This is a genomic window from Pedobacter paludisoli (assembly GCF_052344095.1).
In the GTDB taxonomy this organism is placed as follows: Bacteria; Bacteroidota; Bacteroidia; order Sphingobacteriales; family Sphingobacteriaceae; genus Pedobacter.
The window spans coordinates 69108-82404 of the sequence record NZ_CP179926.1; the positions used below are offsets into that span (position 1 = coordinate 69108).

A 13297-nucleotide genomic window follows, 5' to 3' on the forward strand; every position below is an offset into this window, starting at 1 on the left:
CATGAAATTAGATATTTTAGTATTTGCTGTACACCCCGATGATGCAGAGCTTGGTTGTTCTGGAACTATTTTGAAACACATTGCCTTAGGGAAAAAAGTAGGAATTGTCGATTTGACCCGCGGCGAATTGGGTACACGAGGAACGGCTGAAATACGGGATGTAGAGGCAGCCGATTCTGCTAAAATATTGGGATTGCATGCACGGGAAAATCTTCGTTTCCGAGATGGTTTTTTCGAAAATGATGAAGCGCATCGAATGGAAGTGATTAAGATGATTCGCAAATACCAACCGGAAATTATTTTAAGCAATGCCCTGCATGACCGCCACCCCGATCATGGTCGTGCCGGTGATTTGGTAAACGATTCGGTTTTTTTAGCAGGTTTGCCTAAAATAGAAACCGTTGTTGACGGTGAAACCCAGACAGCTCATCGTCCACGCTTGTTGCTGCAATATATTCAAGATCGCTATATTCAACCCGATATTATCGTCGATATTACCGAACACATGGATACTAAAATTGCGTCAATTAAGGCTTTTAAAACGCAGTTTTATAATCCGGATGTAGCGGGAATTGAAACGTATATTTCTTCACCAGATTTTTTTGAAAGTGTAATTGGTCGTGCCAGAGAGTTTGGTAAAAGCATTGGGGCCACTTTTGGCGAAGGCTTTACTTCTAGAAAATTATTAGGGGTAGATAATTTGTTTGATTTGAGGTAAAGGAGTTGGGAAGTCCGAGCTCCGAAAGTCAGAAGTCTGCAAAATGTGAAAGTTTTATGTAAGCCTGTATACGCGTATATCATTCTTTCTTTATGTGGATTCTCTCTTAGAAAATAAAATTTCAACAAAATAAGCCGTAAATTGTTAGCCATTAACATTAAACAATCTATCATGGCTAATATATTCTCTACTATAAAAGGCGCTTATAAGCTTTTTAAACACATCGATTTTGATAAGCTCAACAGTTTATCGCAAAAGGTAGATCTTCCAAAAATGGTTGAAACGATATCAAACCTAAATGATAAGCAGATTAAGGGGATGATGAAAATGATGGGCGGAAGTGCCAAGGAGAAAGAATTACCCGAAATTGAGGGCGATTTTTATCACTTAGGTGAGGAGGCTTTAAGCCCAGAAGATCGCAAATTGCAATTGAAGGTTCGTGCTTTTTTAGAGGCCGAAGTAAAACCCATTGTAAATCATTATTGGAATCGTGCAGAGTTCCCGTTCGAAATTATACCCAAGTTAGCGGAACTGAATATTTGTGGTTTAACCTACAAAGGATATGGATGTCCGGGGAAATCTAATTTAATGGAAGGTATTTTGGCCATGGAAATGGCGCGAATTGATACGTCGCTTTCTACTTTTTTTGGCGTGCAAAGTGGCTTGGCTATGGGGTCTATTTATTTATGTGGTTCGGAAGAACAGAAACAACAGTGGCTTCCCTTAATGCAGCAGTTTAAGGTTATTGGCGCTTTTGGTTTAACAGAGCCCGAAGTGGGTTCGGCGGCAGCGGGTGGTTTAACAACTACATGTAAACGAAATGGCGATAAATGGGTTTTAAATGGCCAAAAGAAATGGATTGGTAATGCCACTTTTGCAGATATTTTAATTATTTGGGCACGTGATGTGGACGATGATGAAGTGAAAGGATTTATTGTTAAAAAGGATAATCCGGGCTTTGCGGTTGAAAAGATGGAGGATAAAATGGCCTTAAGGATTGTTCAAAATGGATTAATTACCTTAACGAATTGCGAGGTGGAGGAAGTAGATCGTTTGCAGGCCGCTAATAGTTTTAAAGATACTGCAAAAGTATTGCAAATGACCCGTGCAGGAGTAGCTTGGCAAGCGGTGGGTTGCGCCAGGGGTGCATATGAAAATGCCTTGGATTATACGCGTAAGCGAAAACAGTTTGGTAAACCCATTGCCTCATTTCAGCTGATTCAGAATCATTTGGTGGAAATGCTATCGAATTTGACGGCTATGCAAACCTTGTGTTTTCGGTTATCGCAATTGCAAGACCAAGGTTTGTTGAAAGATGAACATGCTTCGTTGGCAAAAGTTTTTTGTTCGTTGCATACCCGCGATGTGGTGAGCAAAGCGCGTGAGGTGATGGGTGGAAACGGCATTTTATTGGAATACAATGTGGCGCGCTTTGTAGCCGATGCTGAAGCTATTTACTCGTACGAAGGAACAAAAGAAATTAATACCTTAATTGTAGGAAGGGCCATTACCGGATTTTCTGCGTTTGTGTAGGCGTTTGGTATGGTGCCACAGGCAGGGAACCCTTGTTTTTAAACCCGATTTTAATGAAAAGCCCGCATCCCGATTTTACATGGGGAGAGGACTTGTAATGGTAAGCGGGACTGCATGAGCCATACGCAGTCCCGCTTGTTTTTCTAAATGTTTGGCAGGATTTTTTCCATCACCGCCATTCCTTCGTCAATGTGTTTTTGTTCTATGCACAATGCCGGACGGAAGCGGATGGTTTTTTCGCCACATCCTAAAAACATCACATTCTGCTCAACGCCTTTACTGATGAAATTCTGACGCATTTCCTTTGTCGGAAAGTCGAACGAACAGAGTAGTCCACGGCCCCGCACATTGCTCATTTTATCGAATTTTTGTGCCAAGTGATGCAGTTGGTTTTGTAGATATTGCCCCACATTTTGTGCGTTTTGGCACAGGTTGTCTTCTTGTATTATTTGAAGAATTTGGGTGGCGCGAACCATATCGACTAAGTTTCCGCCCCAGGTTGAGTTGATGCGGCTGGATACTTTGAACACGTTGTTTTCTATCTGGTCCACTTTGTTGCCGACTAAAATGCCGCATACTTGCATTTTTTTGCCAAAGGCGATGATATCCGGTCGTGCTTTTTCGCTAAAATGTTGATGACACCAAAATTTTCCCGTTAGGCCAACACCTGTTTGCACTTCGTCGTAAATAAGAAAGGCATCGTTTTCATCGGCCAAGGCTTTTAATTGAATTAAAAATTCTTCGCGAAGGTGGTTGTCGCCCCCTTCGGATTGTATGGGCTCGATGATGATGGCACAAATATCGTCTTTGTGGTCAACAAAGGCTTGTTTAATTTGTTGAATGGAAGTTTCTTCCGTTTGTAAAGCGTTAGCTAGGTTAGCCCCCTCTAATGGGAATTTTACTTGTGGAGTGCTTACGCGCGGCCAATCAAATTTGGCGTACCATTTCGTTTTATCGGGTAGGGTGTTGGTTAGGCTGAGGGTGTATCCGCTGCGGCCGTGAAAGGCTTTTTCGAAGTGCAGTACTTTAAAACCCTTTTCCTCGGTATAACCCTTGGCAAAGTTTTTTTGCACTTTCCAGTCCATGGCTACTTTAATAGCGTTTTCTACTGCCAGTGTTCCCCCAGCAATGAAAAATGCATGGGGAAGGTAATTCGGAATTCCGATTTGACTAAAGGTTTCAACAAATTGTGCGTATTGTTGGGTATAGACGTCGGAATTAGAGGGATTAGCCAATGCTGCTTGAAGCAGGTTTTTTTTAAAGGCCTCATCGTTTATCATTTTTGGGTGGTTGTAACCCAATGGAACGGAAGCGAAACAGGTGAAAAAATCGAGTAGTGCTCGGTTGTGTTTTGCGTCGTAAATATAGGCCCCTTGACTTTTTTCAATGTCGTATGTGAGGTCTAAACCATCGGCTAAAATATGTTTGCTTAGGGCTTGATTAACTTGATTTGCAGGTACAGTTAATTGATACATATAATTGATTTTGAGGTATTTTCAAATTTACCAAAATGTGCCTGAAATCAAAATTTAGGCACATTTTGCTGGGCTTGAGCAAAAAATAGCTTTAAACTGTTTAAACTATGTTTATGGACAAAATCGCTTTTTGGACTGGCGGAATGTGGAAAACTTTTTTGGACTATAAATAGTTGGTAATTCAGAGAATTAGAACTGTTTTAAAAAAATAACGCGCAAACGTTTGTTTGGTAAATCTGCATTTGTTTAAGAATAACTAAGTTTTTAGTGTTCGAATTTTAGTTTTAGTTTTTTTTAAAAAATAATGGTAGTTGTATATCTACATTAAGTGTTGTTTTTGTTTGATTTTCTTTGTTTGAATTGAGGACAAACGTTTGTTCTGTGTTGTATTTTGTACAGGAAAATTGGATTAATAGATTTGAAATCGAAAAGCAGTAAGTGAAAATTAATTGCTAATAATTATGGAATAAACATGAGAGCAGCCTTTTTATTATTTTTTATACTTGTACTAAGTTCGTTTATTAAGAGACACAATTCTAATTCAATAAATTTAGATAAGGCTTTAGGCTTAGCAAAATTGAATGGTAAAAAACTAGTATTTGTATCTGCGCTAAATGGATGTTCCCCTTGCAGCAGATTACATCGTGAATTTAAGGAAAACGATACGCTAATTGAAGTTTTTAAAAAATACGAAGTAGTCCTTTCTTCCGGTAGTTTAAAGAACTTATCTCTGGTAAATAAAATTTATGATGTTCTTTATTTAATATAAAATTTATAGAATGAAATTGTTTAATTTTTTTTTACTAGCTGCTTTATTGTTTTTGCTATCGTGCAAACAAGCCAAACAACCTAAGGTAAAGCCAAGTAATTTTTCCAAAGAGTTTAATTCAAATGTTATCTCAATCAACAATAAACGATCGGATACAATTAGTAGTCAATTAATTTACGACGTAAAGTGTCTTCCAATTAAAAATGAGGATAGGTTTAATTATGGAGGCTCTAAGTTAAAATTTTATGGAGATGAGATTTATATGCTTGATGCTGTTAATAAGGTCTTTTTGCATTTTGACAAATTTGGTGATTTCAAGAAAAATTCAAAGGATTTGCAGGGTGTTTTGGAGGATAAATATAGGATACTTGATTTTTATATAACAAAAGAAGGAGATGTGAAGTTTTTGTGCCCTGATTTCCCAAAATTTTCTACGTTTAACTCTATTGGTTTTGTGCGTGATGAGTCATTTAGTTTCTGGGCAAAAGAGGTGGAACAAATGGATAAAGGGTTAATTTTTTATTCTGGATTTGTAAATGAAAAATTTGGTAAAGCACATTATTTTATTGAGACGTTAGAGGATTTAAAGGTCAAAAAGAAATATCTTCCAGTTCCCAAAGCAGATATTGAAGTGGGAATGAAAATAGGTACAGTTCAACACCATTTATTCAAATCAGATAGTACCCTAAATTTACTTACAGATCAGGATTATTGCATTTATACATATCCTAATTTAAGTGCTTATCGTTATAAAATAAAATTTGCTTTTGATAATATCAATCAATTAGCGACACTTGCAGATAAAGGTATCGTAAAGCATTCAAATTTTGCTTTTGTTCGTAATTTTTGGGAAAGTTCTAACACGGTGTTTTTTACATATTTCTATAATAAAGTAATAAATTATGCAATGTTTAATAAGAAAAGCAAGAAAGTACTGAATAAAACTACTTTGAATTCTGTTAATGATATTTTATTAAGTAATATCAACGCTGTTCATAAAGACTTTTTTGTTTCGATTATTAGCGCTGATTTGGTTTATGAGTTGTCCACATTAAAAAAGGAACAATTAGGGGCTTTAGCAAATTATAATTTTAAAAATAGACCCTATTATCCTCTTATGGTGTTCTTTAAAATTAAAGATTTTTAATTAATTAACTTCTTTTCCCATTAGTGCAAATTATATAAGGCAAACTAAGCTGTTTTCCTTTTAACTAAGAACTATGCTGCTTACAGTAGGATAATAAAAAAACATAAGATAAATACAGAACAACTAAGTTTTTAGCTGTTCTGTACATTCAAACAAACTGAATTAATTTTGAAGAAAATATTTATTGGAATTCTCTTTTTTAGCTTAATTTTTACGCTTGCCGCGCAAGTTGGTTATAGCCAGATTTCTGTTGATGGTCATTTAAAAGATTGGGGGGATAGTACTCAATTTAAATACGATAAGGAGAATAAGTTGTGGTATCATTTTAAAAAGGATCAGCATTTTTTGTACATGGGGATAAAGAAGAATGAGAATGCAAGAAAATTTTCTTCAGGAGGTATAGAAATATATTTTTCGCCTTCAAAAATAGATACCACGTCTTCTTTTTGTCTGAAATTTGGAAACTGTTTTACAGAGCCGGAAACAAAAAAGGTTTTGTGTGCCAATCATGATTATATTATGATAGAAAATTATAAAGGTGTAAAGCGCAATTTACTGCCGAAATACAATGAGGAAGGTATTTTAGCAGATTGGTTTATTACCAATATCGATAACCCACCAAGAATGGGAACAGGCTCACCAAATCAAATTGCAATAGACCCAAATATTTTCAGTTGCGAAATTCAAATTCCACTAACAGTTTTTAAAGAAATGAAGAGTAATCGCATTCATTTTGGTATTTGTTTACCATCTAGCGATAAAAAGAAACTTGGCATGCAAAATCCAATTGTTCAAATGGTGGGGCAATTTAATAGTCCTTCTGCATTGAATTTTTATGATTTAATGTTGTTTTCGGAATTTTATGGAGACATAGATCTAACTCAATTATAAACTAATTCTATCCCTAATTTTAATGCATCTCAAAATATATTTTAGCTTCCTGCTTTTTGCCAATTTTATTATTTTAAGCTTTCAACTTTCTGCTCAAACTATACCATTAGCTAAAAGAAACGTTTCGGGTATTCTTCGCGATTCTTTAAATGCACCAATTGTTAATGCGACAATTTCTTTGATTTCTGAAAAGGATACCCTGAAAACACAAACGAACGCGGTGGGTTATTGGGGCTTTAAAGGAGTCAAATCGGCTGAATTTTTACTCCAAGTCAAAGTTCTGGGTTATTCACCTTACAATAAAAAATATTTTAATAACGATACCAAAGCACAAATTTCAATACCCCCCATACAATTAGGAGGAAAAGCTTTGGAATTAGAAGCCGTGACAATCAAAGGAATAAGAGGACCAGCTGTTAAAGGAGATACTACCGAATTTTGGGCAAGTGATTACATCGTACGTAATTATGCCCGATTGGGTGATTTACTTAAACGAATGGAAGGCATTACAATTGATTCAGAAGGCTCTGTTTTTTACAATGGCGAGCGTGTGGTTAAGGCACTTTTAAATAATTCGAACTATTTCGATGGAAGTGTAAAGGATGCTATTAAAGAACTACCAGCCGATATTGTGGAACGTATTCAGATTATAGATCAAAATGCGACTACTTTAGGCTCAAAAAGTATTAAAACAGAGGAGAGTGTTAAAGTACTTAATATTGTTACTAAGCCCGGTAAATCCGCTGGAAAAATGTATAACGGATCTTTGTCTGAAGGCTCCTCAGGTCGCTTAGCAACAAAGGGTTCAATAAGAAGAATTGATGCAGCCGATCAGTTGAGTGCAAATGCTGGATATGACGAGAATCCAATGGGTTTAAATCCTACCAAAATACCTGGAACGCTAGGCAATATGATGATTCCAAGTAGCTCGAATGTGTCCTCGGGAAAGAGTAAAAATATTACTGCGGGTTTGTCCAAATCGGTAAAAATTGGGAAGTTCAGCTTTTCTCCGAATTATAATTTTACAAACCAAAATCTATCCACCACTACCAAAACGTTTTCAGAAGATTATTATAGTCAAGGAAATTTAAGCAAAGAACAGAACGATCAAGAAAATGTCCAATCAAATAGACATACATTAAATGGTTTTTTTAATTATTCTTCAAAAAATACAAGAAATATAAATGGAAACATTCAAATTGCCTATAACGAAAAATATAATGAAGGGAATAATAGCTTTCTTCAAAACGGAATAGTAAATAATTTTACTCAAGAATTAACGGCTAGACGTAGTAAAACATTTTCGTATAGTTTTAATGGAACTTTCGGGCAAACGATTAGTGAAAAGTTAAGGTTTAGTTCAAATATTAATAGTAGTCTTACGAATGGGAAAGCAAAAGAAGATGATAAAATTGATATTTTTTCTACACAAGATATAGATTTAAAGCCGGATAGTACTTTAAGTCAGTTTAAGCAATCAACGGATTTTAGTTTAACAAACACCCTTACTAATCTTTTAACTTGGAGTTATAGTAAAAAGATGAAAGTTCAGGGCGAATTTATGCCGTCAAATACGTATTCGTTAAGAGATATCAAAGCGTATTTGATAGACGATTTTGAGTCAGTTTTTAATTCAGATTTAAGCAACTATCAACAAGAAAATAAAACAATTATCCCTTTAAAAATTTCGGTTGAATATAATTTTACAAATGGTTTTTATTTAAGCCCGGCAATTAAGGTGAAAAACCAATGGTTAAGAGGGAAATTAATGGAGGAGGGATCACCGGTTTCACGATCTGATTTTTTTGCTGAGCCAAGTTTGGCCGTCGGTTATTTTAATAAAAAAGTTGGTAAAATAGATTTGAGGGTTAATAGCTTATTTACTCAACCTCAATTGAATCAACTTAATCCAAGTCGTTTTTATCTTACTCCTTATCAAATACAAGTTGGTAATCCCGATTTAGAGAACAGTAAGCAAATGATTTATAGTGTTACGTATAGTAATTACTTTAAAAAGTTGAAACTAAATGCTTCCATTACAGCATCGCTGAATTTAATTAATAACCTGGTTACAGTAAACCGGTCAATCTTGATAGATCCTAATAGTCAGGTTTTTACTACGGTTAATTCCTATGCGAACATAAATGGGTATCAAAGTTATACAAATCAATTAAGCTTGACTAAGACATTACAAAAAATCAACACAACCTTAAATTTTTCGGGATTTTTTGTCAAAGGACAATTTCCTTATTTTGCGGAGGGTAAAATTGAAAACAGAAATTCGACGAATCAAAACTATAAACTCTCTAGCTTTTACGGCTCTCTTAAATGGTTAGAACTTACTCCCGAAATTAGGTATTCTAGTGTGGTAGATATGAACTCATTGGCAATGGGTACCGCAGCCAAAACCTATAATCGCAATTTTTCTGCCGATTTAAAAATAGCCGTATTTATGCCTAAGGATTGGTCTTTTGCTTCAACTTTAACCCAATCTTTGTATCAAACAACAAATGTAGTGCGCAATACTTCTCCATTTGTTGTTAATGCGAATATTGAAAAAAGAATATTGAAAAACCGGACTGCAATAATAAGTTTAGCTGTAATGGATTTAGCAAAGCAAAATGCAGTAATTGGCTATTCTAGTACCAATTCAGGTTACATTAATAGGGTAACAAATCCTGAAAGCAGGTATTACTTACTTCAATTCTCATGGCAACCTCAAATTTGGGGAAAGAGTAAATACGGCGCAGGGGCAGGTAGAACTGGAAGTGGTAGTCCTATAATAGTAGAATAATAAAAAGTACTGAAACCAAAGACTAACGTTTGCGTGTATTGATACACTATAAGGATAATTTTTCTTGGCCATCTATAATTCTTTTAAATTTGTTGGATGTAAAAAAATGTGAAATCAGTTCGTTACGTGAAATAATAATTGGCTGAGCCCAGGGTGTAAATATTATCGTAGTGTTAAATACATTATCCAGTGCCCTTGCTTTTCCACCCGTTGATATAATTACCCATTATCTTTTAATGCATTAATAAAGATCCGGCTGGAGAACTGTGATCCTTGATAGGTATCGGATATCTGAGGAACCCCGTTTTCTTGTATCGTTTCCAGTAAAATTTCTTGGCACCATTCCACAATCATGTTATTAGAAATACCCCGGCCTACGGTTTATGGCCATCACATCAATAATTGCAAGCAAATATATAAATCCACTGCACATCTAAATATAGGTGATGTAAGCCTGTCATACCAGTTCAGGGACGGTTTATTTTAACAACTTTGAGTAGAATATGGGTATTTATAATGGGCTGAATTAGCCTAGCTCAGATTCTTTTTCGGGGAATTGCCTTCAAGTTCATCACCTGAAAGAGATGCCGTATACACTTTGTGTTCTCATGATATTTGGAAGCCAATCTTACAACGTATAGAACTCTTGTAAATAAATGTGTGTTTGACAGTTAATTTCAAAATGACTAATTTGGAAAAATTTTTTGCTTGAAGGAAACACTACTCGTTGTAGCAACTGTGTTTTGGAATAGATGTGTCTTTTGAGATTAAGAAAATCAATTAACCAATATTAATCTTTTACGGTATACATTTAATACATGAAATTTAAACTATTTATGCTGTTGTTTTTGGCCGGTTTTATACAGGCAAAAGCACAAAGAAATGTCTGGGAAAATCCTTCCATTGTTGATCAAGGGAAGGAAGCTGCCCATGTTCCATTTGTATTGTTCGATACAGAAAAAGCAGCACTTGCAGATGATTACGCAAAGTCTACTAATTACCAATCACTAAATGGATCCTGGAAATTTATCTATGTAGACAAATATGCCGATAGAATACAAAATTTTTATGCAGAAAATTTGAATGATGCCTCTTGGTCGAATATCACTGTCCCTTCTAATTGGGAATTGCAAGGTTTTGGAATCCCGATTTACACCAATATAGTATACCCTTTTCCTAAAAATCTACCTTTTGTTGGTGAAAACAACCCTGTTGGAACGTATAGAAAAACGTTTACTGTTCCCGCTGATTGGAAAAATAAAGAAACCTTTATTCATTTCGGTTCGATTTCTGGTTGTGCTTTTATCTATGTAAACGGGAAAAAAGTAGGGCTTACCAAAGCTTCGAAAACTCCAGCTGAATTTAATATAACACCCTACTTAAAGGGGGGAAATAACCAATTGGCGGTACAGGTTTTTCGTTGGCACGACGGTAGTTATTTAGAAGATCAAGATTTTTGGCGCCTCAGTGGTATTGAAAGGAATGTATATCTTTTTGCTTTGCCAAAACTTTCAATTTGGGATTATTTTTTGAAGGCAGATTTAGACGGAACTTATAAAAATGGTTTGTTCAGCGCCGAGATTGATGTACGTAAATTTACGGGCGTGGCGCAAGCAGGTGGCACAGTAAAACTAAAATTGCTAGATGCTCAAGGTAAAACGCTTATCAATAAGACACAAAATTTTAAGGTTTCAAAAGACTCAATTCAGACGGTAAAGATGGCCGCTCAAGTGAGTAACCCTTTAAAATGGAGTGCTGAACAACCTAATTTGTATGCGTGTGTAGTAAGTTTAGAGGATGAAAAGGGACAAACACTAGGTATGGTAAGTGCAAAGGTAGGTTTTAGAAAAGTAGAGATTAAAAATGCACAATTGTTGATTAATGGGGTAGCTACTGAAGTACACGGTGTGAACCGCCATGAGCATGATGAGGTTACTGGCCATACTACCAGCCGCGAACTGATGCTGAAAGACATTAAATTGATGAAAGAGGCCAATGTAAATTCGGTGCGATTATCGCATTATCCGAACGATGAATTGTGGTATAAGCTATGCGATGAATATGGCTTGTATGTAGTAAATGAAGCAAACATAGAAACACATGGCATGGGTGCAGAGTTTCAGCACATTGCCGATAAAGGCGTGCACCCCGCTTATTTACCAGAATGGGCACCCGCACATAAAGATCGCACTGTACGCATGGTGGAGCGCGATAAAAATCATCCATCGGTGATTATTTGGTCGCTAGGTAATGAGTGTGGAAATGGCCCTGTTTTTCATGACAATTACAAATGGATTAAAGCAAGAGATACGAGCAGACCGGTTCAATTTGAGCAAGCAGGAGAAGATTGGAATACCGATATAGTTTGCCCGATGTATCCGCGGGTGGAACGCATGAAAAAATATGCAGAAGATCAAACGAAAACTAGACCCTTTATTATGTGCGAGTATGCGCATGCGATGGGAAATAGCAGTGGTAATTTTCAAACATATTTTGATATTATCCGTTCGAGTAAGCACATGCAAGGTGGTTTTATTTGGGATTGGGTAGATCAAGGCATCAAAACAAAAGATATCAATGGTCAAACTTTTTGGGCCTACGGCGGCGATTTGGGCGGCTTTAACCTTCAAAATGACGAAAATTTTTGTGCCAATGGATTAATTTCGGCCAATAGAGTGCCGCATCCGGGTTATTACGAGGTTAAAAAAGTGTATCAAAATATTTTATTCTCCTCAGAGGATATTTCGAAAGGAAGTTTAACCATTGAAAATAATTTCGATTTCAATAATCTGGCTGATTATGCTTTTAAATGGGAGTTACTATCCAACGGGAAAAAGATCAAAGAGGGAACCTTCGATTTAGCGCTTGCTCCGCATACTAAAAAGACTATACATTTAAGTTTGCCCATGTTTAAGGCTATAGCTGGAACGGAGTTTTTCTTCAACGTGTTTGCGTATACCAAAAAAGAAAGTTTAGCACTTCGTGCTGGATTTGAGGTTGCCAAAGAACAATTTCAGTATGCTGGAAATTATTTTGCAAAGGAGGATAAATCAGAAAATATACTTAAAACAACGCTTGAAGGAACAAAACTGCAATTCAAAGCTGGCGATGTTTCGGGTGAGTTTGATACCAATAAAGGACAGTTTACCAAATATGTTTTGGGCAACAATCAGCCTTTGAAAAATTTCCCAGAGCCTTATTTTTGGAGAGCACCTACCGATAATGATTTTGGAAACGGAATGCCAGCAAAATTAAGCGTATGGCGCTCCGCGCACGAAAACAAGCGTCTTAAGCACGTGGATGTTTCCACGCAAAGCGATAGTGGCTTGGTTATTAAAGTTGATTATGAACTGGCAAATATTGCCGTTCCGTACAGTATTACCTATTTGATTCAAAAGGATGGAAGTATTAAAATAACAGCATCGATGGATTTACAAGGGCGTAATTTGCCAGAAATGCCGCGTTTTGGGATGAGAACGATGCTGGATCAAAAGTTTGATCACTTAACGTATTATGGCAGGGGTCCGTATGAAAATTACGATGACCGTAAAACCGCTTCGTTTATAGGTGTTTATGAGGATAACGTTGAGAATCAATTTTTCAAAGATTACATCCGTCCGCAAGAAAGCGGGAATAAAACAGATGTGCGATGGGTTTCTTTAACCGATGATGCGGGAAATGGAGTAATGATAAGCGGTATGCAGCCTGTAGCTTTTACAGCCATTCATCACCGTACGGAAGACTTAGATCCAGGGGCGACTAAAAAACAACAGCACCCAACTTCGTTGCCGATTAGAAAAGAGGTATTTCTATCCATCGATTTAAAACAACGTGGTGTTGGAGGTGATGACAGCTGGGGTGCCTATCCGCATGAGCCTTACTTACTAAAGGCAAAAAAATACAGCTATTCGTACGTAGTGAAATTGATAAACGCTACAAAATAAGAAGCGAAAACAGGTAGGCATGGTCT

8 protein-coding genes are annotated in these 13297 nt (G+C 36.4%); 7 read left to right on the plus strand and 1 reads right to left on the minus strand.

The genetic code is table 11. The features are described 5' to 3' along the window. Position 1: 1 nt before the first annotated feature. Positions 2-718: a bacillithiol biosynthesis deacetylase BshB1 gene (bshB1, locus tag ACJVDK_RS00255; protein WP_443938316.1), complete on the plus strand. Its 717-nt coding sequence runs from the start codon at positions 2-4 to the stop codon at positions 716-718. A gap of 171 nt (positions 719-889) precedes the next feature. Beyond that, entirely contained in the window at positions 890-2251 is a 1362-nt protein-coding gene (locus ACJVDK_RS00260) for an acyl-CoA dehydrogenase family protein (RefSeq protein ID WP_443938317.1), read from the plus strand. A gap of 143 nt (positions 2252-2394) precedes the next feature. Here ACJVDK_RS00260 and lat read toward each other — a convergent pair whose 3' ends face one another. Further along, positions 2395-3726 (minus strand): L-lysine 6-transaminase, encoded by a 1332-nt coding sequence (gene lat / locus ACJVDK_RS00265; RefSeq protein ID WP_443938318.1) that lies wholly within the window; start codon positions 3724-3726, stop codon positions 2395-2397. 472 nt (positions 3727-4198) lie between these two features. On the opposite strand from lat, the gene ACJVDK_RS00270 reads away from it, so the two are divergent. From ACJVDK_RS00270 to ACJVDK_RS00290, 5 genes are all read left to right on the plus strand, one after another. Continuing rightward, positions 4199-4495, plus strand: a complete 297-nt coding sequence (locus ACJVDK_RS00270) for a hypothetical protein (RefSeq protein WP_443938319.1) — start codon at positions 4199-4201, stop codon at positions 4493-4495. A gap of 10 nt (positions 4496-4505) precedes the next feature. Next, complete coding sequence (locus ACJVDK_RS00275; RefSeq protein WP_443938320.1) at positions 4506-5642, plus strand: hypothetical protein; 1137 nt, start codon at positions 4506-4508, stop codon at positions 5640-5642. 168 nt (positions 5643-5810) lie between these two features. Then, on the plus strand, positions 5811-6533 hold the full coding sequence (locus ACJVDK_RS00280) for a hypothetical protein (protein ID WP_443938321.1): 723 nt from the start codon (positions 5811-5813) through the stop codon (positions 6531-6533). 22 nt (positions 6534-6555) lie between these two features. After that, positions 6556-9327: a TonB-dependent receptor gene (locus tag ACJVDK_RS00285; protein ID WP_443938322.1), complete on the plus strand. Its 2772-nt coding sequence runs from the start codon at positions 6556-6558 to the stop codon at positions 9325-9327. A gap of 818 nt (positions 9328-10145) precedes the next feature. Then, positions 10146-13271, plus strand: a complete 3126-nt coding sequence (locus tag ACJVDK_RS00290) for a glycoside hydrolase family 2 TIM barrel-domain containing protein (RefSeq protein ID WP_443938323.1) — start codon at positions 10146-10148, stop codon at positions 13269-13271. Positions 13272-13297 lie beyond the last annotated feature (26 nt).

Coding starts and splice junctions, on each gene's coding strand:
- lat (WP_443938318.1), bottom strand. CDS start 3,726: ATGTATCAATTAACTGTACCTGCAAATCAAGTTAATCAAGCCCTAAGC.
- ACJVDK_RS00260 (WP_443938317.1), top strand. CDS start 890: ATGGCTAATATATTCTCTACTATAAAAGGCGCTTATAAGCTTTTTAAA.
- ACJVDK_RS00275 (WP_443938320.1), top strand. CDS start 4,506: ATGAAATTGTTTAATTTTTTTTTACTAGCTGCTTTATTGTTTTTGCTA.
- ACJVDK_RS00270 (WP_443938319.1), top strand. CDS start 4,199: ATGAGAGCAGCCTTTTTATTATTTTTTATACTTGTACTAAGTTCGTTT.
- ACJVDK_RS00290 (WP_443938323.1), top strand. CDS start 10,146: ATGAAATTTAAACTATTTATGCTGTTGTTTTTGGCCGGTTTTATACAG.
- ACJVDK_RS00285 (WP_443938322.1), top strand. CDS start 6,556: ATGCATCTCAAAATATATTTTAGCTTCCTGCTTTTTGCCAATTTTATT.
- bshB1 (WP_443938316.1), top strand. CDS start 2: ATGAAATTAGATATTTTAGTATTTGCTGTACACCCCGATGATGCAGAG.